We start from the raw sequence: 20,469 nt of genomic DNA, 5'->3' as shown, positions 1-20,469 counted from the left end.
CCATGCGTGCCAATTACCGGATGCAGCGCCTTTTCGTCGGCGACGCCCTTGCGGCAGGCGAGGCCATCGAGGCGTCGAAGGAGCATTTCCACTACCTGGCAAACGTGCTGCGCATGGCCGGGGGCGAAAGCGTTCTGCTCTTCAACGGACGCAACGGCGAGTGGCATGCGGACCTCTCCTTCCCGACGCGCAAGCGCCTGCTGCTGACGCCGGTCGAGCAGACGCGCCCGCAGCCGGCGCCGTCGGACCTTCACTATCTCTTCGCGCCGCTGAAGGCGGGCCGGCTCGACTATCTCGTGCAGAAGGCGGTGGAGATGGGGGCCGGCGTGCTCCAGCCCGTCATGACCCGGCATGTGCAGGGCAAGATCGCCAGCCTCGAGCGGCTGGAGGCCAACGCCGTCGAGGCGGCCGAACAATGCGGTATCCTTTCGATCCCGCACGTCGCCGCGCCGCGCAAGCTGGAGGACCTGCTTTCAGACTGGCCGCGCGAGCGGCGGATCATCTTCTGCGACGAAGGCCATGGCAGCCAGAACCCGCTGCCCGTGCTGCAGGCGATACGGGAACGCAAGCTGGCGCTGCTTGTCGGCCCGGAGGGCGGCTTCTCCGACGAGGAGCGCACGCTCCTGCGCAATCTCGACTTCGTGACGCCCATTCCGCTCGGGCCGCGCATCCTGCGCGCCGATACCGCGGCGGTCGCGGCAATGGCGGTCATCCAGGCCACGGTCGGGGATTGGACATAGTTCACCGCAGAAAGTCGCTTCGGATTTTTTGAATCTGCCTTGAAAGGAATTCGCTTGCACCGCATTTAATTCCGGTCCAAGCACCCTCCAAGGCCCAGCGCTTCCGCCGGGCGCCATCCGTTCAGAAGAAGACGCCCATGGCCCGTGATACCACCGACCAGACGCCTATCCGCTCCGTTGCGGACATGGCGGAATACCTCGCCGACGGCTGCAAGCCGAAGGAGAAGTTCCGTATCGGCACGGAGCATGAGAAATTCGTCTTCTTTACGGCCGACAACAGCCCCGTGCCCTATTCCGGCGCGGCCAGCATCTCAGCGCTTCTCAACGGCATGCAGGCCAAGACCGGCTGGGAGCCGATCATGGATGCCGGCAACATCATCGGCCTTGCCGAGCCGTCGGGCATGGGCGCCATTTCTCTGGAACCGGGCGGCCAGTTCGAACTCTCGGGCGCGCCGCTGGAAAACCTGCACCAGACCTGCAAGGAATCGAACCAGCATCTTGCGACGCTGCGCGAGATCGCCGAACCGCTCGGCATCCGCTTCCTCGGCATGGGCGGCAGCCCGAAATGGACGTCTGCCGAGACGCCGCGCATGCCCAAAAGCCGCTACGACATCATGACCCGCTACATGCCGAAGGTCGGCACCAAGGGTCTCGACATGATGTACCGCACCTGCACCATCCAGGTGAATCTCGACTTCTCCTCGGAAGCCGACATGCGCCGCAAGATGCAGGTGTCGCTGAAGCTCCAGTCGATGGCGACCGCGCTGTTCGCCTCCTCGCCCTTCACCGACGGCAAGCCGAACGGCCTGCTTTCCTGGCGCGGCGACATCTGGCGCGACACGGACAACAACCGCGCCGGCCTCATCCCCTTCGCCTTCGCGCCCGATTTCGGCTTTGCCGACTATGTCGAATGGGCGCTCGACGTGCCGATGTATTTCGTCGTGCGCGACGGCAAGTACCACGACTGCACGCACATCACCTTCCGCCAGTTCATGGCCGGCGCCCTCAAGGGCGAGATCGCCGACTTCGAACCGAACCTCGGCGACTGGACGAACCATCTCTCCACCCTCTTCCCGGACGTGCGCCTCAAGCGCTTCCTCGAAATGCGCGGGGCCGACGGCGGGCCCTGGCGGCGCATCTGTGCGCTGCCCGCCTTCTGGGTGGGCCTTCTCTACGATGACGGCGCGCTCGACGCCGCCGAGGCGCTGACCGGCGACTGGACGGTCGAGGAGGTCACGGCTTTGCGCGATGCGGTGCCGGCGGAAGGCCTCAGGGCCGATTTCCGCGGCAAGCCGCTTCTCGACATCGCCCGCGAGGTCGTGTCGATCTCGCGCCAGGGCCTTGCCGCGCGCGCGCGCACCAACGGCGAGGGCGTGGACGAGACGATCTTCCTCGCCCCGCTCGACGAGGTGCTGGCCAAGAAGGCGACGCTCGCGGAGGACATGCTGGCGCGCTATCATGGCCGCTGGAACGGCTCCATCGAGCCGGTCTTTGCCGAATATCAATACTGAGGGCACCCAAGAAAGCAGTTTGCGCGGTCGAAATTGCCGTTATAGTGCAGGCACATGCTTGCCAATGGGCCTGCCAACGGGAAGGAGCCGCCATGCTTTCGCTCTACGACATGATGATGCAGGCGCAGAACGGCAGCGCCGTCGAGACCATGGCGCGGCAGTTCGGGCTGGCGCAGGAGCAGGCGGCGAAGGCCGTCGCCGCGCTGATGCCGGCCTTTTCCGAGGGCTTCAAGCGCAATGCCGCGAACCCCTATGACCTCGCCGCCTTCATGAAGGCGCTGACGACCGGCGACCATGCGAAATATTTCGAGGACATGAGCAAGGCCTTCACGCCGCAGGGGCTGGCGGAAGGCAACGGCATCCTCGGCCATCTCTTCGGCAACAAGGAGGTCTCCCGCGCCATCGCCGCGCAGGCGGCGCAGATGACCGGCATCGGCCAGGAGATCTACAAGCAGATGCTGCCCGTGATGGCGAGCACGCTGATGGGCGGCATCTTCAAGCAGTCGCTCGCACCCTTCTTTCACGGTGCAGAGGCCGGCGCGGCATCCGCCAACCCCTTTGCCGACATGATGCAGCAATGGGCAGGCGCAGCAGGCCTTGCCCGCAAACCGGATGCGGCGAGCCCCTTCGACAACCCCTTCATGCAGGCCGCGCAGGCGTTCTTCGGCACGAAGACGGAGGCGCCGGCCAATCCCTTTGCCGACAATCCCTTCGCAAAGGCCTTCCAGGAGATGATGGCCGGCATGGCCGGCCAGCCGGCGGCGGCGGAAAAGCCCAGCGAGTCCGAAGGCTCGCCGGCAGAGTCGCTGAAAAGCCTCGTCAACACGATGTTCGACACCGGGCTCGAAATGCAGAAGGACTACCAGCGCACGATCGAGTCGATCTTCGAAACCATGCGGAACGGCGCGGAAGCCGACGGCGGCAAGAAGGCCTGAGCGTCAGGCAATCCCGGCAGGTTTCTCATTCCTCGGTGCCGAGCGCCTTTTCCATGAGGACGGTGGTGAGGCCGCTCTGCCATTGCTCGTCGGGATATTGCGCTGTCTCGATATAGCCCAGCGCCGCATAGAATCCACGGGCCTGCTGGTTGAACGTATCCGTTTCAAGCCGCGCCTTTCGGAAACCTCTTCCGGCCATGACACGCTCGGCGCGCGAAAGCAGGCAGCGGCCAACGCCCCTGCGCTGGAAACCGGAACGGACATGCAGGGCATCGATGAAATCGTCCATGCCATGGACAAGGCCGGCGATCCGGCCATCGACCTCAGCCACGAGCATGGCCGCGCCGCAGCGCTCGATGAAGCTTCCGCCGATATCGGTCTCGATGTAACGGCGGGCAGCGTTTTCCGTGATCTGCGGTCGCCAGGTGCTTTCGAACGTATCGCGCAGCACGGCCTTCATGGCCGCAAAGTCCTGCGGGCGTGCGGGACGAACAAGGATTTCGTCGATCATCTCGTTTCGGGCATTCGATTTGAAAAAGCCCGACGCGGACCTTGGGAGTCGCGCGCCGGGCAAGCGGCAGGGTTATTGGCTCTCACCCTGCGGGGAAGTCAGGGGTCGCCCCAGGAGGTAGGGCGACACCCGGGAGAAATCAATCCGCGCGGCCGCTGCGCACATGGCGCCGGGCGCGCTCGCGCGCCGCGATCGTCAGGTGCAGGCCGGCATCGGAGAAGAAGGACGCGGCGCGGACCTCGTGGACGTCGCTCCGGCACAGCCCCATGTCGAGGAGCTGGTGGTCGTCGAGTTCGCTCAGCCGGTTGATCACGCGGCGGTTCTGCCACGCGCGGACGAAGCGGGAGGCGGCGCTGCGGGCAAGCACGAGAAGGCCCGGGGCCGGACGGCGCGTGGCACGGGCCTCGATTTCCATTCTGCGGTCGATCATGCGCATGGCATTTCTCCTTTCCGGCTCCGCGCACCATCGCTTTTCGACGGGGATCGCGCGGCACCTGTGATCGTTCGCCGCCCGCAGGGAACGGGTGGCGGTTCAGGGGCTGGACTGCAAGAAGAGCCGCTTGCCGGGAGGTCGGGGCAGAGCGGCAGATCCTGTCGAACGGCGGCCGGCGGACAAGCCATCGTTCAACAATTGCTTTTTCGCAGAAAGACATTGATCAGTCCAACGAATGTTTCTAATACTATCAATCAAACAATCTTATGAGTACCGTTATGTCCGCTCCGCTAGACATCGACCAGCTCCAGACCTTCGTCGCGATTGCAGATACGGGCAGCTTCACGCGGGCCGCCGACCGGGTCTTCAAGACCCAGTCCGCCGTTTCGATGCAGATGCGGCGGCTCGAGGAGCGCATCGGCAAGCAGCTCTTCATGAAGGACGGGCGCGGCAACCGGCTGACCGCCGAGGGCGAGCGCCTGCTGAACTTCGCCCGCCGGATGCTGCGCCTCAACAACGAGGCCATCGCCGCCTTCGACGACAACCGCCTCGAAGGCATGCTGCGCATCGGCACGCCGGACGACTATGCCGACCGCTACATGCCCGAAATCATCATGCGGTTCGCCAAGACGCATCCCAATGTCGAGCTCTATATCGTCTGCGAGCCCTCCGTCGACCTTGCCGAGAAGATGGCAAGGGGCGAGCTCGACATCGCGCTCGTCACGCACAATCCGCGCCAGCGCCAGTCCGACGTGGTGCGGACGGAGCCGCTCTGCTGGGTCATGTCGGCCAACCATCCGCTGCCGGAGAACGCACCGGTGCCGCTCGCCGTCGGCCGGCGGGACTGCCAGTGGCGGCAGATCGCCTGCGCGGCGCTCGATTCGGTCGGGCGCGACTACCAGGTGCTGTTCACGAGCTGGTCCTCCACCGTGGTCGCCGCGGCCGTCATGGCGGGCATGGCGGTCTCGGTGCTGCCGGAATCGGCGCTGCGCCCCGGCATGAAGGTGCTGACGCAGGCGGACGGCTTCCCGCCGCTCGCCCCGGTGCAGATCGGCATCATGCGGCGGCCGGGCCTTTCGCCCTCGCTCTCCAACGCCATCACCAGCCACATAACCGCCTGCCTCGACAACATCACGCCGCTCTCGGCGGCCGATGACCTGCCCGAGGCGGAAGTGAAGGTCTTCCCGCGCATGCCGCGGCTGAGGCCGGGACATATTCTTCCGGGATGGTGACACTCATTCCCATGGACGGCGCACCCGCGGGCAAGGCCGGGCCGTCCAGGGTGACGATCCGCCCTGCCCGCGAAGACGAGATCGAGACGCTGTGCCGGATCGAGCGCTCGGCCGCGCAGTCCTTCCGGCTGGTCGAGGCCTTCTCCTGGATCGCGACAGGCGAGGTGCAGAGCGCCGAACGCCACCGCGACCTCATCGGCAAGGGCACGAACTGGGTGGCGGCCGTCGACGGCGACTGGCCCGTCGGCTTCCTCAGCGCTGACATCGCGGGGCCGGAACTGCACATCTGGGAGATTTCCGTCGACCACCTGCACCAGGGATTCGGCATCGGCCGCCGGCTGATCCGGCACGCCGTCGAGCAGGCGGGCGCATACGGGCTCGACGCGGTGACGCTGACGACCTTCCGCACCATTCCCTGGAACTGCCCGTTCTACGAGCGGCTCGGCTTTTGCACGCTGGATGAGGCGGAGCTTCCCGCGCGCCTTGCGGCCGTGCTCGACGAAGAGGCGGAGCACGGGCTCCCGCGCGACACGCGCTGCGCCATGCGGCTGGCGATCAAGGAATAGAGCTTTTCCGCTTTTCTTCGAATCGCGAAAATGCTCCATCCTTTTGTTTCTACGCAATTCCGGACGCAAAACCGCTGCGCACTTTTGCTGGAATTGCTCTAGGCAAGGTTCGTCTTCAGGAAATCCACCGTTCGCCGCCAGGCAAGGTCGGCCGCCGCCTTGTCGTAGCGGGCGGCCGAGGTGTCGTTGTTGAAGGCGTGGTTGACGCCGTCGTACATGTGGATCTCGAAGGTCTTGCCGTTCGCCTCCAGCGCCGTGCGATAGGCGTCGATGCCCGCGTTGATGCGCGCATCGAGGCCGGCATAATGCAGCAGCATCGCCGCCTTGATGCCGGGCACGTCCTCCGCCGGCGGCTGGGCGCCGTAATAGGCGACGCCCGCCTTCAGCTCCGGCGATTTCGTCGCGAAGCGATTGACGAGGCCGCCGCCCCAGCAGAAGCCGACCGCGCCGACCTTGCCGTTCGCCCCGTCGAGCCCTGCCAGGAACTGCAGGCTCGCCTGCGCATCGGCGACCGTGGCGGCCGCGTCGAGCTTGCCGATCATCTCGCGTGCCTTGTCCTCGTCGTCGGGCGTGCCGCCGGCGGGCGAGAGGAAATCGGGCGCGAGCGCGATGAAGCCCTCCAGCGCCATGCGCCGCGCAACGTCGCGGATATGCGCGTTGAGGCCGCGGTTCTCGTGGATGACGATGACGCCGCCGAGCGGCGCCGCCATCTCCTTCGGGCGTACGAGATAGCCCTTCATCTCGCCGGAGCCGCCGCCATAGATGACCTCCTTGGCCAGGAGGCGGGCGTCGTCCGACGCGACCGTCTCGGCGCTCGCGGAACCGGCGGCGAGCAGCGGCGCGATGGCGGCCGCGGCGGCGCCCGAACCGGCGAGCGCCGTCAGCCGCTCCATGAAGCGGCGCCGGTCGAGCGTCAGGTGGGTGTATTCGTCATAGGCGTCGATCATCGCCTGCGTGATGTGCGGCTTGTCCATGGCGGATCCTCCGGTTTTCCAACCGGAGACCAAGATAGGCCTCGAAAGGACGGCCGCCCAACACAAGTGCGTTACCGCACCTCAGGTCAGGGCAAGCCAGGCGCCGAGCCACACCCACAGCATCATGAGGACGACGAAGCCCGCGATGAAGAGCGGGCGGCGATAGCGCAGCCGGTTGGACGTCACATGCACATAGGCATGGGCATAGCGCAGCGCCACGAAGAGCCAGCCGCCGGCAACCGTCACCGGATTGTCGGCATCGACGAGATAGAGAAGGATGCTGACCGCATAGAACAGCACCGGCAGCTCGAACTGGTTGGCGATGGCGTTCCTGACGACGAGGCACTCGCCCGGCTCGTCGCGGTTCTCGCGGAACTGCTCGGGCCGGGCGCGGCCGTCCTTGACCGCGCCGACGCGGCGCGTCGAGAGCAGGATATAGAGGAAGAAGACGAGCGCGACATGCGCGATCATCGGCCAGATCGTGGCTTCCGTGGGAGACATGGCAATCCTTCGGCGTGCGTTTCAGGCACCCTGCATAAGTGTTTCCGGCAAAAGCCTCAACCGGAAACGGCCTTCGCCGCAGGCCGAAGGAGACGTCACGTGTTACTGCGGCGTCAGCGTCTCGCTGCCGGAGCCGTCCTTGCCGCTGATCGTCCAGGCCCCTTCGAGCGATCCGTCGCTCTTGACCTCGTAGACGACGAGGCCGACGGCATCGCCCAGCACGTAGGCCGCGGCAAACGCATTGTCATAGAGCATGCAGATGCCGTTGGACGCGGTCGAGCCGGTGTTCCATTCGATCGAGCAGGTGGTCTCGCTCGTCAGTTCGATCGTCGCCGTGCCGCCATAGGCCGAACCGTCGAGATTGGTGCCCTCGACATTATAGGTGCCGGCGTTGACCGTCTGCGCCTGCGCAGGCACGACGAGCCCCAGGCCCAGAAGGGCGCCAGCCAGTATCGTCTTCATGATGTTCCCCCGAATAGCCGGCGAGATTGCCGGCGGGGCATCCTATGCACCGGCGCGAGGAAACGGAATCGGAATCACGGGGCCGGAAGATGAAAATGCCCGGCAAGGCCGGGCATTTCGAAGGTATCGCTCCAGGACGGAGCCGGTCAGACGGCGCCCGGATAGTTCGGGCTTTCGCGGGTGATGGTCACGTCATGGGCGTGGCTTTCGCGCAGGCCCGCGCCGGAGATGCGCACGAAGGTGGCGCGCTCCTGGTACTCCTTGAGATCCTTGCCGCCGACATAGCCCATCGAGGCCTTGAGGCCGCCGGCGAGCTGGTGCAGCACGCCCGAGACCGGGCCCTTGTAGGGCACCTGGCCCTCGATGCCCTCGGGCACGAGCTTCAGCGTGTCGCGCACTTCCGCCTGGAAGTAGCGGTCGGCCGAGCCGCGCGCCATGGCCCCGACGGAGCCCATGCCGCGATAGGCCTTGAAGGAGCGGCCCTGGTAGAGGAAGACCTCGCCCGGGCTCTCGTCCGTGCCGGCGAGCAGCGAGCCGACCATGACGGCCGAGGCGCCGGCGGCGATGGCCTTGGCAAGGTCGCCCGAGAACTTGATGCCGCCGTCGGCGATGACCGGAATGTCCGCGGCCTGCGCCGCCTCGACGGACGACATGATGGCGGCGAGCTGCGGCACGCCGACGCCGGCGACGATGCGCGTCGTGCAGATCGAGCCCGGGCCGATGCCGACCTTGACGGCATCCGCGCCCGCGTCGATCAGCGCCCTGGTGCCATCGAAGGTCGCGACGTTGCCGGCCATGATGCGCACGGAATTCGACAGTTTCTTCACGCGGGCGACCGCATCCAGCACGCGCTGCGAATGGCCATGCGCGGTATCGACGACGATGAGGTCGACGCCGGCATCGATGAGGCGTTCGGCGCGCTCGAAGCCGTCGTCGCCGACCGAGATGGCGGCGGCGGCGCGAAGGCGGCCCTGCGCGTCCTTCGAGGCGTTGGGGTTGAGCTGCGACTTCTCCATGTCCTTGACGGTGATGAGGCCGACGCAGCGGCCGTCGCCGTCCACCACCAGCAGCTTCTCGATGCGGTGGCGGTGCAGGAGGCGCTTGGCTTCCTGCTGGTCCACGGTCTCCTTGACCGTGATGAGGTTTTCCCGGGTCATCAGCTCGTAGATCTTCTGGGCCGGGTCGGAGGCGAAGCGCACGTCGCGGTTCGTCAGGATGCCGACGAGCCGGCCGGCCTTGGCGTTGCCGCCGTTCTCGACGACCGGGATGCCGGAAATGCCGTGCGCCTTCATCAGCGCCAGCGCTTCGGCGAGCGTGGCGTCGGGGCCGATCGTCACCGGATTGACGACCATGCCGCTTTCGAACTTCTTGACCTGGCGGACCTCCTCGGCCTGTTCGGCGGGCGTCAGGTTGCGGTGGATGACGCCGAGGCCGCCGGCCTGGGCCATGGCGATGGCAAGGCGGCTTTCCGTCACCGTATCCATCGCGGAGGAGAGGATCGGCAGGTTCAGCTCGAAATCGTGGGCGATGCGGGTGGCGATGTTCGTCTGTCCCGGCATGACCTCGGAGTGGCCGGGCTGCAGGAGAACGTCGTCGAAGGTCAGGGCTTCGAGACCGGTTGCGGTTTCAATGATGCGCGCCATGGGCCAAGTTCCTTTAAGGTAAAGCTCACGCACCAAGGGGAACATTGGGAGTTGTCCGCCTCGGTCGCTTGCAAGAAATTCTTGGAAGTTGGCGAGGGCTGGTAACACGTTCATGACGGATTGGAAATAGCAAAAAGCCCGGAATCGGTTCGGCGGCCGGCTTGTCGACAAGCGACGGCGAGGCATGGCCCCCCATACCGCTGCCGCGACCTTCTCTCCGCAGGCGGATGAGCGGTCCTTGCCTTAACCGCTTAGCCAAAGACAGTCGTGGCCGGCCGCCGCTGGCGACGTCTCACACGTCGAACTGGTAGCTCACCGGCACGAAGCGATAGCCCTCCCCCGCCTTCTCGATAAAGCCGGCGGCCGGGAAGGGCATGTGGTAGCCGATGAAGGCGAGCCTGTCGGTGGCGATCATGTCGAACACCTTCTTGCGGGTCGCGGCGGCCTGCGCCTTGTCCATGTCGAAGCGCACCTCCCAGTCCGGCCGCTGCAGCGACAGCACGAAGTGGTTCGCCGTGTCGGCCGTCAGCATCAGCGCCCTGCCCTCCGATTCGACGCGGAAGATCATGTGGCCGGGCGTATGGCCGAAGGCATCGAGACCGGTGATGCCGGGTACGACCTCGCCGCCATCCTCGATGAAGGTGAGCTTCTCGGCGAGTGGCTGCACCTTGGCGAGCACGCCCTGGTGGCCCTGCTCGGCGGGCGTTCCCATGCGCTCCGGGTTGACCCAGAAATCGTATTCGGTGCGGCCGGTGACGTAGCGCGCATTCGGGAAGGCGGGTTTTTCGCCCTCCATCAGCCCACCGATATGGTCGCCATGCAGGTGGGTGAGGACGACGACGGACACCTGGTCCGGCGTATAGCCGGCATATTTCAACCCTTCCAGCAGGCGCCCCATGCCGGCGTCGCGACCGCCCTCGCCCATGCCCGTGTCGAACAGCACGACTTCCGAACCCGTATCGACGAGCGCCGGCGTGAAGCTGTTGACGAAGCGGTCGGCGGGCAGGAAATTCTCCTCCAGCAGGGCGGCGACGGCGTCGGCGGACTGGCCGATGCCGAAGGTCTCGTTGGGCGCGCCGGAGGGGCGAATGCCGTCGCGCACGGCCAGGATGCGGAAGCTGCCCAGCTTGAGGCTGCGCGTCTCGATGGGGCTCACTCTCATGTCGGTGGCGTCCACTTCGGACCGGGCAAGCGCCGCGGCGCGCTGCAGCACCAGCGGCGCGGCCAGCGTGCCCACGCCCGCGGCGAGAAACAAGGACCGGCGCGAGATTGTCGAATGGTCTGGCATGGGTCTACCCTCTTTCGTGAATGGCTGCATCGGCGGCAGGATGACACGGCGCAATCTAGGGCGCCGTCACGATGCGGTCCCGCCGCATCACGGGCTTGTGATGCGAAAGACGGTTTCTGGCGATTTGACAGATGCCGGCAAGGGGCGCAGAAGTCGGCCGGCCTTCGCAAGGACACGTATCGTGAACTGCCGATGAACCGTATCGTTCCCCTCATACTCGCCGTCGCGCTCTTCATGGAGCAGATGGATTCCACCGTCATCTCCACCTCGCTGCCGGCGATTGCCGCCGATCTCGGCGTCGGGCCGATCACGCTGAAGCTCGCGCTGACCTCCTACATGGTCTCGCTCGCGACCTTCATCCCGCTCAGCGGCTGGATGGCGGACCGGTTCGGGGCAAAGCGCATCTTCCGCCTTGCCATTCTCGTCTTCGTCGCCGGCTCCATCTTCTGCGCCGTGGCGAACAGCCTCTTCGCCTTCGTCGTCGCCCGCTTCCTGCAGGGCATGGGCGGGGCGATGATGACGCCTGTCGCGCGCCTCGTGCTGGTGCGCAGCACCTCGCGCTCCGAGCTGGTCTCGGCCATGGCGCTGCTGACCATCCCCGCGCTGGTCGGTCCGCTGGCCGGCCCGCCGCTCGGCGGCTTCATCACCACCTATTTCTCCTGGCACTGGATCTTCCTCATCAACGTGCCGGTCGGCATCGTCGGCTATATCCTGTCCGGCATCTACCTGCCGGAAATCCGCGCCGCCGCGCCGCCGCCGCTCGACTGGACCGGCTTCCTCCTCAGCGCGGTCGCCGCGTCCGGCACGATGTTCGGCCTCTCGGTGGTGAGCCTGCCGGCGCTGCCGCCGGTGATCGGCATCGTCGCCACCGTCATCGGCCTTCTCTGCGGCGTCCTCTACGTGCGCCACGCCAGGCGCCACCCGACGCCGCTGCTCGACCTCAAGCTCTTCCGCGACAGCGCCTTCCGGGCGGCCTCCATCGGCGGCACGCTGTTTCGCATCTCGGTCGGCGCGGTGCCCTTCCTGATGCCGCTGATGCTGCAGGTCGGCTTCGGGCTGACGCCCTTCCAGTCGGGCCTCGTCACCTTCACCGGCGCCATCGGGGCGATCACCACGAAGTTCATCGCCAAGCGCGTGCTCACGTTTGCCGGCTTCCGCACGACGCTGATCGTGGCCAGCATCTGCGGCGCGGCGCTGACCTTCGTCAACGGGCTCTTCACCCCGGCGACACCCTTCTGGTTCATGTCCGGGGTGCTGCTCGTCGCGGGCTTTGCCCGCTCGTTCTTCTTCACCAGCGTGAACGCGCTGTCCTTCGCCGACATTCCCGATGCGGACGCCAGCAAGGCGACCTCGATGAGCGCCGTGCTCCAGCAGATCAGCCTTGCCATGGGCGTCGCGGTGGCGGGCGCCATCCTGGAGGTCGAGACGTCGCTCACCGGCTCGCCGCTGGAACTGCGTGATTTCCAGATCGCCTTCATGGTGATTTCGGTGCTGACGCTTGCCGCCGTCATTCCCTTCATCGCCATGGCGAAGAATGCGGGCTCCACCGTTTCCGGCCACAGGATGACGGGCCGGGACGAGGAAACGGTGACGGTGAAATGACGAGGGGTTGAGGATAGGCCCTCACCCGCCTGCCGGCATCCTCCCCCCGTAAGCGGGGCGAGGAGCGCTGGGCGCAGCGCTTCCCTGCATTCCTGAGCCTATGGGGGAAAACGGTACGACACCCCTTCTCCCGCTTGCGGGGAGGAGGTCCCGGCAGGGGGATGAAGGGCTCCCCCGCTTCAAAAAATCAATTCATTCCGGCTGTTCGCAGACGGCCGCCAGCTTGTTGCCGTCATGGTCGCGCACGAAAGCCGCGTAGAAGCTGGCATGGAACGGCCGCAGGCCCGGCGCGCCCTCGTCCGTCCCGCCCGCCGCAAGCGCCGCGGCATGGAAGGCATCGACGGCGGCCCGGCTCGGGGCGACGAGCGCGATCGTCACGCCATTGCCGAAGGTCGCCGGTTCGCGGTCGAAGGGCTCGACCACCCAGAAGCGGCAGCGCACGTCGCCGTCCGCAGCGTAGCCGATCTCTCCGGCCGCTTTCTTCTGCCTCGAATAGCCAAGAGGCTGCAGGATCGCATCGTAGAAGCGGCCGGCGCGGTCCAGGTCGTTGGCGCCGACCGTCACGTAGAGAAGCATCAGGCCTCCTCGTCCGCTTCCGCCGCCTCGCTTCGCGCCTTGCGGCCCTTGAAGCCCTTGGCGAGCAGGAACATCTCGACCGATTCGGCGCGCGAGGCGCCGGGCTTCACATGGATGACCTGCCTGAAATTCTGCTTGAGCATGTTGAGGAGGTCGCGTTCCGTGCCGCCCTGGAAGGTCTTTGCCAGGAAATGCCCGCCTTCGGCCAGCACCTCGACGGCGAAGTGCGCGGCGACCTCGCACAGGTGCATGGTGCGCAGGTGGTCCGTCTGGCGGTGGCCGGTGGTGGGCGCCGCCATGTCCGATATGACGAGGTTCGGCGTGCCGCCGACCGCCTCGATGAGCTTGTGCGGCGCCTCCGGATCGAGGAAGTCCATCTGGAGAATGGTGACGCCGGGCAGCGGATCCATCTCCAGGAAGTCGATGGCCGCGACGCGCGGATCCGCATCCGTCGAATCCGTCACCTTGGCGGCGATCTGCGACCAGCTGCCGGGCGCCGCGCCGAGGTCGATGATGCGCCTGGCGCCGGCAAGGATGTTGTGCTTCTCGTCGATCTCCAGCAGCTTGAAGGCCGCGCGGGCGCGGTAGCCCTCCAGCTTGGCGCGCTGCACGTAGGGATCGTTGATGTGGCGCTCGAGCCAGCGGCGCGAGGAGGCCTTGAGCTTCGTCTTCCTGACCTTCTGGCCGAGCTTGCGGCCGGTGCGGTTGCCGCCGACGGGGGGCTTGGTCATGACGCCTGTCCTTCGGGCTTTGCCGGGTTGCGGTGACCGCCGCGCTGGTTTCGGCGGTGGCGGCCGCGGCGCCAGACGCCGTCATCGGCCATCATGTCGGTGAGCAGCCCCTCGCGCAAGCCGCGGTCGGCAACGCGCATGCGGCGCGAGGGCCAGCGCTTGCGGATCGCCTCCAGGATGGCGCAGCCGGCGAGCACGAGGTCAGCCCGGTCCGGCCCGATGCAGGGATTGGCCGCGCGGGCGGAGAAATCCCAGGACAGGAGCCGCGCCTGCATGGCGGTCACCTCGTCGTCCGAGAGCCAGACGCCGTCGACCCGGCGCCGGTCGTAGCGCGGCAGGTCGAGATGGACGCCGGCGAGCGTCGTCACCGTGCCCGACGTGCCGATGAGGTGGAAATCCTCCGGCGCATAGACGATATCGCCCGGGCAATCGAAATTCGCCAGCATGCCCTCGACCTCCGAGACCATGCCCGCGAAGCTTTCCGGCGTCACGTCGCGCCCGCCGTGGCGCTCGGAGAGCGTGACGACGCCGACGGGCAGCGAGGTCCAGTGGGTGATGTGGTTGGCCAGCCGGCTGGAGCGGTTCTCGCCGATGCGGATGACCGCGATTTCCGAAGAGCCACCGCCGATGTCGAAGAGCACGACGGACTTCGCCTCGCGGCCGACCAGCGAGGAGCAGCCGGAAACGGCAAGCCGCGCCTCGGTCTCGCGGTTGATGATCTCGAGCTCCAGCCCCGTCTCCTCGCGCACGCGGTGGAGGAAGGTCTCGCCGTTTTCCGCCGCGCGGCAGGCCTCCGTGGCGATCAGGCGGCTGCGGCGGATGTTGCGGTGCTTGAGCTTTGCGGCGCAGACCTTCAGCGCCTCGACGGAGCGGTCCATCGCCTCGTCCGAAAGCCTGCCGCTGGCCCCGAGCCCCTCGCCCAGGCGAACGATGCGCGAGAAGGCATCGACGACGCGGAACTGGCCGGGCCGCGTTGGCTGGGCGACGAGAAGGCGGCAATTGTTGGTGCCGAGGTCGAGCGCCGCATAAAGCGGCGCATCATACTGGTCGCGCTCGGCGAAACGCGGCGCGGGGAGCGCCTCCCCGCGGGGCTCGGGCGCATGGTGTGCAGGCCGCGCCTCGGCAACCGGCTCGGCGGCGGGCGAAAGGACCACGGCCTCGGCGGCGGACGGAAGGGCGCGCGATCCCGATTTGCGGCCGCGATGCTTCCGGCGGTTCTTGCGGCCGTCCGCCTGGCGCGGTTCGTGCTGGGATGCTTCGCGCTGGCCGACGGGGGCGAGCGGGCGCACGTTCTCGGCGCCCGGAATCCTGCCGTGCCTGCGACGCTTGTTCCGGCGCGCATTGTTGCCGCCTGGTGCGGCCTGGGGGCGCTCGGCTGGCACGGACGAACCGGCCGCCTGGCCTGCGGACGGGGAAACGGCAGAGGGACTCATGGCGCCCTTCTGCTTTCCCTTGCGACGGCGCGACCGCTTCGGCCGCCCCGCATTGCCCGCATCTTGCGCCCCGGAAACGGGCGGCTTCTCGCCGCTGTCGGGGTCGTTCACGTTACTGCCTATGGCGCCGCGCAAAGCCTTGTAGCTGCAAGCAGGCGCTCTCTCGATCTTCGTTGGGGCGACATTACCAGCGCCCGGCCCGTTCGCCAAATTCTTTTTGCGGCGGGCGCCGAGAGCGGCCGGCGCCGCGAGGCCGGCGCGATTTTTTCCAAAAAAACCATTTGCAACGCGCCGCCTTTTGTTTATAAGCCCGCCTCACAGGCGCCGGCCAAGCCGGAACCACCCTGCTGGGGAATAGTTCAACGGTAGAACGGCGGACTCTGACTCCGTTAATCTTGGTTCGAATCCAGGTTCCCCAGCCAATTTCCTTATCGAAAACCGGTATCCTCCTCCCTTGTCAGTGCGTTCGGCTGCTGGCACGCTGCATGTGTCGATTCACATCTGCCTGGAGGACAAGCTCATGGCGCACAAGTTCGAGATCTACAGGGACAAGGCCGGCGAATATCGGGTCCGCTTCAAGTACAACAGCGAAGTGATGTTCTCGACGGAAGGCTATTCCAGCAAGGCGAGCGCGCAGAACGCGATCGATTCGATCAAGAAGAACGGGCCGGACGCCCCCGTCGAGGACAATACGAAGGCCTGACCGCATCCCGAAAGCCCGCCCCCGGCGGGCTTTCTTCTTTCAGAAGGTCGGCGGGGTGCAGGCGCTGATGACCTCGCAGGGCACCGGGCCGACGCAGCGGAAGCGGTGCGGGCGGCGGCTTTCGAAATAGTAGGCATCGCCGGGGCCAAGGATGCGGCGCTCGTCATCGACCGTCACTTCTAGGCGGCCGGACAGCACGATGCCGCCCTCCTCCCCCTCATGCACCAGCGGCACCTTTCCGGTGTCGGCGCCCGGCTGGTAGCACTCCTTCAATATCTGCAGGCTGCGGCCGAAGAGGTTGTCGCCGATCTGGCGGTAGGAAATGCCGCCCTTGCCGATCTCCGTCAGCTCATCCGCCCGGTAGAACGCCTTTCGCGGGCGGTCGGGCTCGAAGGCGAAGAACTCCGCAAGGCCGATCGGGATGCCGTCGAGGATGCGCTTGAGGGCGCCGACCGATGGGTTCGAGGCATTCGATTCGATCAGCGAGATGGTCGAATTGGTGACGCCGGCGCGCTTAGCCAGTTCCCGCTGGGAGAGATTGTGGGCCATGCGCAGATGGCGCAGCCTGCCTCCGATATCGACCGACATGGCATTTCCTGTTTCAGATGTTCGAAATAGCGAAAACCGCTGCTCCTCCATCCTTTATTTTCAATCGCTTGACGTCAACCAGAAAAGGACTTGTTCGGCATGGCAAATCATGGCGTCAATCCCTCAGCCAGAGCATTTCCGCTTTCTTGCGGAAACGCTCTACCCTTTTCGTTTTTCGCAATTCCGGACGCAAAGCCGCTACGCACTTTTGCCGGAATTGCCTTGGGAGGAGATCTGCCATGAACGTCCACAACAAACCCAACGCGCCGGTGCTCGACAGCTACTGGATGCCGTTTACCGCCAACCGCCAGTTCAAGGCCGCGCCGCGCCTGCTCGCCAGCGCCGAGGGCATGTATTACACCAGCACCGACGGCCGCACGGTCCTCGACGGCACCGCGGGCCTGTGGTGCTGCAACGCCGGCCATGGCCGCCGGCAGATCGCCGCCGCGGTCGAGCGCCAGTTGATGCAGATGGATTTCGCGCCGTCCTTCCAGATGGGCCATCCGATCGCCTTCGACTTCGCCGAGCGGCTCGCGGAAATCGCGCCCGGGCCCGAGGGCGCCAGGCTCGACCGCGTGTTCTACACCGGCTCCGGCTCCGAATCGGTCGACACCGCGCTGAAGATCGCCATCGCCTACCAGCGCGCCATCGGCCAGGGCACGCGCACGCGCCTCATCGGCCGCGAGCGCGGCTACCACGGCGTCGGATTCGGCGGCATCTCGGTCGGCGGCATCGTCAACAACCGCCGCGTCTTCCCGCAGCTTGCCGGCTCGGATCACCTGCGCCACACGCATGACCTCTCCAAGAACGCCTATGTGAAGGGCCAGCCGGAGCATGGCGCGGAACTGGCCGACGATCTCGAACGGCTCGTCGCCCTGCATGGCGCGGAAACCATCGCAGCCTGCATCGTGGAGCCCGTCGCCGGTTCCACGGGCGTCCTCATCCCGCCGAAGGGCTATCTCGAAAAGCTGCGCGCGATCTGCGACAGGCACGGCATCCTGCTGATCTTCGACGAGGTGATCACCGGCTTCGGCCGCCTCGGCGCCGCCTTCGCCACCGACTATTTCGGCGTGACGCCTGATCTCGTGACCACCGCCAAGGGCCTCACCAACGGCGCGATCCCGATGGGCGCGGTCTTCGCCAGCCGCAAGGTGCACGACGCGCTGATGCATGGGCCGGAAAACGCCATCGAGCTTTTCCACGGCTACACCTATTCCGGCCATCCGGCGGCCTGCGCGGCGGGCATCGCGACGCTCGACATCTATCGCGACGAGGGCCTCTTCACCCGCGGCGCCGAGCTGCAGGACGAATGGCATGCGGCGATGCATTCGCTGAAGGGCCTGCCGCACGTCATCGACATCCGCACCATCGGCCTCATCGCCGGCATCGAGCTGGCACCTCGCGAGGGCGCAGCGGGCGCGCGCGCCTATGACGTCTTCGTCGACTGCTTCGAGAAGGGCCTGCTGATCCGCGTCACCGGCGACATCATCGCCTTCTCGCCGCCGCTGATCGCCGAGAAGAAGCATTTCGAAGACATCGTCTCGATCCTCGGCGATGCGCTGAAGCGGGCAGCCTGAGCTTTAATCCGCGGAAAACGCTGTTATAACTGGCCCGTATCCATACGGGCCAGTTTCATGTCAGCAGTCGCCAAGACCGAACCGAAGATCATCTTCCGGATCCAGCTCGAGCCGGAGGGGCGCATCGGTCGCGGCAAGATCGAGCTTCTCTCGCATATAAGGGAAACGGGCTCGATCTCGGCGGGCGGGCGGGCGATGGACATGTCCTATCGCCGGGCCTGGCTGCTGGTCGACGAGATGAACCGGCTGTTCCGCCAGCCGGTGGTGGAATCCCAGCGCGGCGGCAAGCAGGGCGGCGGCGCGGTGCTGACGCCCTTCGGCGAGGCGCTGATCGCGCATTACCATGCCATGGAGGAAAAGGCGCGCGTGGCGCTTGCCGAGGAGATCGGCTGGCTGGTCGCGAACCTCGCGGACTGATCCCTATTCCAGCGCCACCGTCTTGATGACGGCATGCACCGGCAGGCCGGGCGCAAGGCCGAGCCGTTCGACGGAGAATGCCGTGATGCGGGCGCGGACGTGATCGCCGCCGCAGGCGATGCGCAGGCTCGCCATGCCCTCGCCGTCCGGCTCGATGGTCTCCACCGTGCCTTCGAGGATGTTGAGCGCGGAAAGGCCCTCCGGCCGCACCGTCGCCACCATGACGTCGCGGGCCGGGATGCGCAGGCGCACCGTCTCGCCGGGCGAAACGGCGGCGCCGGGCACCAGGATAGCCGCCCCGCCGTCGAGGCGGACGGTGGCGAGGCCATGCGCCGCATCGCGCGCCTCGACGCGGCCGGACAGCACGCTGCCCGCCTCGCGGCGGTCGGCGGCGGAGGCAAGGCGCGGGCCGCCGAGCACGTCGGAGGCCGGCCCGACCGCCTCGACGCGGCCATCCACCATCAGCACGACCCGGTCGGCAAGCCGCGCGACCTCGGCGACGGAATGGCTGACATAGACGATGGGAATGCCTGCCTCGTCGCGCAGGCGCTCCAGATAGGGCAGGATCTCCGCCTTGCGCTCCTCGTCGAGCGCGGCGAGCGGCTCGTCCATCAGCAGGAGGCGCGGCGCGGCGAGCAGCGCGCGACCGATGGCGACGCGCTGCTTCTCGCCGCCGGAAAGGTTGGCCGGCTGGCGGTCGAGGAGGTCGCCGATGCCGAGCAGGCCGACGACACGGTCCGGGCTTTCCGGGCGCGTGCCCTTCGGCGAGAACCAGCGGCCGTAGTTGAGGTTCTGCCGGACCGTCAGGTGCGGGAAGAGCCGCGCCTCCTGGAAGACGTAGCCGAAGCGGCGGCGATGGGGCGGCACGAAGATGCCGCGCGCCGTATCGACCAGCACGTCGCCGCCGAGGCGCACGACGCCTTCCGCCGGGCGCGTCAGGCCGGCGATGATGCGGATGAGCGAGGTCTTGCCCGAGCCGGAACGGCCGAAGAGCGCCGTGACCCCGCCATCGGAAGTGAAAGCGGCGTCGAGGGTGAAGGTGCCGAGCCGGTGGCGTGCTTCGACGACCAGGCTCATTCGAGGTTCACCTTGCGGCCGAGGCGCTGGGCGAGGATTTCCGAGGCGATGAGCGCGACCATGGAAATGGCGATGGCGACGACGGTGAGGCGCATGGCGCCGGCATCGCCGCCCGGCACCTGGGTGAAGGTGTAGATGGCGGCCGAGAGCGTCTGTGTCTCGCCGGGAATGTTGGAGACGAAGGTGATGGTCGCGCCGAACTCGCCCATGGCCTTGGCGAAGGCGAGGATCATGCCGGCGATGACGCCGGGCAGGATGAGCGGCAGGGTGACGGTGAGGAAGACCCAGGCGGGGCTGGCGCCGAGCGTGCCGGCCGCTTCCTCCAGCTTGCGGTCGACCGCCTCGATGGAAAGGCGGATGGAGCGCACCATGAGCGGAAAGCCCATGACGCCGCAGGCAAGCGCCGCACCGGTCCAGCGGAAGGAGAGCACGATGCCGAACCATTCGGCGAGCACCGAGCCGATGGGCCCGCGCCGGCCGAACAGGATGAGCAGGATGAAGCCGGTGACGACCGGCGGCAGGATCAGCGGCAGGTGGACGATGCCGTTCAGAAGCGACTTGCCCCAGAAGCGGCCGCGCGCCAGCGCCAGCGCGACGAGAATGCCGAGCGGCAGGCTGACAAGGACCGCGACGGTCGAGACCCTGAGGCTCAGCCGGATCGCCGTCCATTCCTCAGCGCTCAAGGCAAACCAGTCCACACTCATTCCTCAAGATGGCGGCGGAAGCCGAGCCAGACAGCCCCTCATCCGCCTGCCGGCACCTTCTCCCCGCAAGCGGGGAGAAGGTGCCGCACTGTTTTCCGAATACCCGATCGGGCACGCCCCCGCCACAAATCCCTTCTCCCCGCTTGCGGGGAGAGCGACTGTCTTGTCAGTCAAGCGCTTTGCCATGGTTTTCCGTCCCGGATGATGGCGTTGAGGATGGTGAGGAGCTTTCGCATGGTCGCGACGATGGCGACGATCTTCGGCT

General features: G+C 66.8%; 22 protein-coding genes and 1 tRNA gene. 10 read left to right on the top strand and 13 right to left on the bottom strand.

The annotated features are described in order from the left end of the window. The first annotated feature begins 2 nt into the window (after positions 1–2). The 3 genes from L0976_RS24830 to L0976_RS24820 all read left to right on the top strand — a co-directional run bounded on the left by L0976_RS24830 (position 3) and on the right by L0976_RS24820 (position 3,186). Complete coding sequence (locus tag L0976_RS24830) at positions 3–740, top strand: 16S rRNA (uracil(1498)-N(3))-methyltransferase (protein WP_234189650.1); 738 nt, start codon at positions 3–5, stop codon at positions 738–740. 137 nt (positions 741–877) lie between these two features. After that, positions 878–2,251 (top strand): glutamate--cysteine ligase, encoded by a 1,374-nt coding sequence (locus L0976_RS24825; protein WP_234189649.1) that lies wholly within the window; start codon positions 878–880, stop codon positions 2,249–2,251. Between the two features lie 92 nt (positions 2,252–2,343). Continuing rightward, a complete protein-coding gene (locus L0976_RS24820) occupies positions 2,344–3,186 on the top strand; it encodes a DUF937 domain-containing protein (protein WP_234189646.1) in 843 nt (280 codons plus the stop codon). A gap of 25 nt (positions 3,187–3,211) precedes the next feature. On the opposite strand, the gene L0976_RS24815 is transcribed toward L0976_RS24820, so the two are convergent. Together L0976_RS24815 and L0976_RS24810 are read right to left on the bottom strand one after the other, a co-directional pair. Next, complete coding sequence (locus L0976_RS24815) at positions 3,212–3,697, bottom strand: GNAT family N-acetyltransferase (protein ID WP_234189645.1); 486 nt, start codon at positions 3,695–3,697, stop codon at positions 3,212–3,214. Between the two features lie 139 nt (positions 3,698–3,836). Continuing rightward, entirely contained in the window at positions 3,837–4,127 is a 291-nt protein-coding gene (locus L0976_RS24810; RefSeq protein ID WP_234189644.1) for a DUF1127 domain-containing protein, read from the bottom strand. 281 nt (positions 4,128–4,408) lie between these two features. On the opposite strand from L0976_RS24810, the gene L0976_RS24805 reads away from it, so the two are divergent. Together L0976_RS24805 and L0976_RS24800 are read left to right on the top strand one after the other, a co-directional pair. After that, positions 4,409–5,362, top strand: coding sequence for a LysR substrate-binding domain-containing protein (locus tag L0976_RS24805; RefSeq protein ID WP_203317975.1), 954 nt, complete (start codon positions 4,409–4,411; stop codon positions 5,360–5,362). 11 nt (positions 5,363–5,373) lie between these two features. Next, entirely contained in the window at positions 5,374–5,928 is a 555-nt protein-coding gene (locus tag L0976_RS24800) for a GNAT family N-acetyltransferase (protein ID WP_234189642.1), read from the top strand. Between the two features lie 98 nt (positions 5,929–6,026). Here the strand turns inward: L0976_RS24800 and L0976_RS24795 are convergent, their stop codons facing one another. From L0976_RS24795 to L0976_RS24775, 5 genes are all read right to left on the bottom strand, one after another. Next, positions 6,027–6,902, bottom strand: a complete 876-nt coding sequence (locus L0976_RS24795) for a dienelactone hydrolase family protein (protein ID WP_234189639.1) — start codon at positions 6,900–6,902, stop codon at positions 6,027–6,029. An 81-nt stretch (positions 6,903–6,983) separates the two neighbouring features. Continuing rightward, on the bottom strand, positions 6,984–7,403 hold the full coding sequence (locus L0976_RS24790) for an MAPEG family protein (RefSeq protein WP_234189638.1): 420 nt from the start codon (positions 7,401–7,403) through the stop codon (positions 6,984–6,986). A gap of 102 nt (positions 7,404–7,505) precedes the next feature. Then, a complete protein-coding gene (locus L0976_RS24785; RefSeq protein ID WP_255696188.1) occupies positions 7,506–7,865 on the bottom strand; it encodes a hypothetical protein in 360 nt (119 codons plus the stop codon). Between the two features lie 146 nt (positions 7,866–8,011). Then, positions 8,012–9,508, bottom strand: coding sequence for an IMP dehydrogenase (guaB, locus tag L0976_RS24780; protein WP_234189636.1), 1,497 nt, complete (start codon positions 9,506–9,508; stop codon positions 8,012–8,014). Positions 9,509–9,800: 292 nt separating this feature from the next. Beyond that, positions 9,801–10,796, bottom strand: a complete 996-nt coding sequence (locus L0976_RS24775) for an MBL fold metallo-hydrolase (RefSeq protein WP_234189634.1) — start codon at positions 10,794–10,796, stop codon at positions 9,801–9,803. A 192-nt stretch (positions 10,797–10,988) separates the two neighbouring features. Here L0976_RS24775 and L0976_RS24770 point away from each other — a divergent pair, with 192 nt between their 5' ends. Beyond that, entirely contained in the window at positions 10,989–12,398 is a 1,410-nt protein-coding gene (locus tag L0976_RS24770; protein ID WP_234189632.1) for a DHA2 family efflux MFS transporter permease subunit, read from the top strand. Positions 12,399–12,590: 192 nt separating this feature from the next. Here the strand turns inward: L0976_RS24770 and L0976_RS24765 are convergent, their stop codons facing one another. From L0976_RS24765 to L0976_RS24755, 3 genes are read right to left on the bottom strand one after another with little or no spacing between them, the layout of a single operon-like run. After that, on the bottom strand, positions 12,591–12,974 hold the full coding sequence (locus L0976_RS24765) for a VOC family protein (RefSeq protein ID WP_203317968.1): 384 nt from the start codon (positions 12,972–12,974) through the stop codon (positions 12,591–12,593). After that, positions 12,974–13,705: an RlmE family RNA methyltransferase gene (locus L0976_RS24760; RefSeq protein WP_203317967.1), complete on the bottom strand. Its 732-nt coding sequence runs from the start codon at positions 13,703–13,705 to the stop codon at positions 12,974–12,976. The genes L0976_RS24765 and L0976_RS24760 overlap by 1 nt, the downstream gene beginning before the upstream one ends. Next, the gene (locus L0976_RS24755) at positions 13,702–15,249 is read right to left on the bottom strand and encodes a Ppx/GppA phosphatase family protein (RefSeq protein WP_234189631.1); all 1,548 of its coding nucleotides are present in this window, start codon (positions 15,247–15,249) and stop codon (positions 13,702–13,704) included. Before L0976_RS24755 ends, L0976_RS24760 begins: the two co-directional genes overlap by 4 nt. A 237-nt stretch (positions 15,250–15,486) precedes the next feature. On the opposite strand from L0976_RS24755, the gene L0976_RS24750 reads away from it, so the two are divergent. Further along, positions 15,487–15,560: transfer RNA gene (locus L0976_RS24750), tRNA-Gln, on the top strand. A gap of 98 nt (positions 15,561–15,658) precedes the next feature. Then, the gene (locus L0976_RS24745) at positions 15,659–15,841 is read left to right on the top strand and encodes a YegP family protein (RefSeq protein WP_234189630.1); all 183 of its coding nucleotides are present in this window, start codon (positions 15,659–15,661) and stop codon (positions 15,839–15,841) included. 39 nt (positions 15,842–15,880) lie between these two features. Here the strand turns inward: L0976_RS24745 and L0976_RS24740 are convergent, their stop codons facing one another. After that, complete coding sequence (locus L0976_RS24740) at positions 15,881–16,429, bottom strand: cupin domain-containing protein (RefSeq protein ID WP_203317964.1); 549 nt, start codon at positions 16,427–16,429, stop codon at positions 15,881–15,883. Between the two features lie 239 nt (positions 16,430–16,668). Between L0976_RS24740 and L0976_RS24735 the strand changes: the two genes are divergently transcribed. Both L0976_RS24735 and L0976_RS24730 read left to right on the top strand, forming a co-directional pair. Next, positions 16,669–18,006 carry an aspartate aminotransferase family protein gene (locus L0976_RS24735; protein ID WP_234189629.1) on the top strand — a complete coding sequence of 446 codons (1,338 nt, stop codon included), beginning with the start codon at positions 16,669–16,671 and terminating at the stop codon, positions 18,004–18,006. A 57-nt stretch (positions 18,007–18,063) separates the two neighbouring features. After that, complete coding sequence (locus L0976_RS24730) at positions 18,064–18,423, top strand: winged helix-turn-helix domain-containing protein (protein WP_203317962.1); 360 nt, start codon at positions 18,064–18,066, stop codon at positions 18,421–18,423. Between the two features lie 3 nt (positions 18,424–18,426). On the opposite strand, the gene modC is transcribed toward L0976_RS24730, so the two are convergent. Both modC and modB read right to left on the bottom strand, forming a co-directional pair. Beyond that, positions 18,427–19,500 (bottom strand): molybdenum ABC transporter ATP-binding protein, encoded by a 1,074-nt coding sequence (gene modC / locus L0976_RS24725; RefSeq protein ID WP_234189626.1) that lies wholly within the window; start codon positions 19,498–19,500, stop codon positions 18,427–18,429. Further along, a complete protein-coding gene (gene modB, locus L0976_RS24720; RefSeq protein ID WP_234189624.1) occupies positions 19,497–20,204 on the bottom strand; it encodes a molybdate ABC transporter permease subunit in 708 nt (235 codons plus the stop codon). The genes modC and modB overlap by 4 nt, the downstream gene beginning before the upstream one ends. Between the last annotated feature and the right edge of the window lie 265 nt (positions 20,205–20,469).

Source organism: Shinella sp. NM-101 (assembly GCF_021401195.1).
In the GTDB taxonomy this organism is placed as follows: Bacteria; Pseudomonadota; Alphaproteobacteria; order Rhizobiales; family Rhizobiaceae; genus Shinella.
This window is presented reverse-complemented; position numbering and strand designations above follow the sequence as displayed.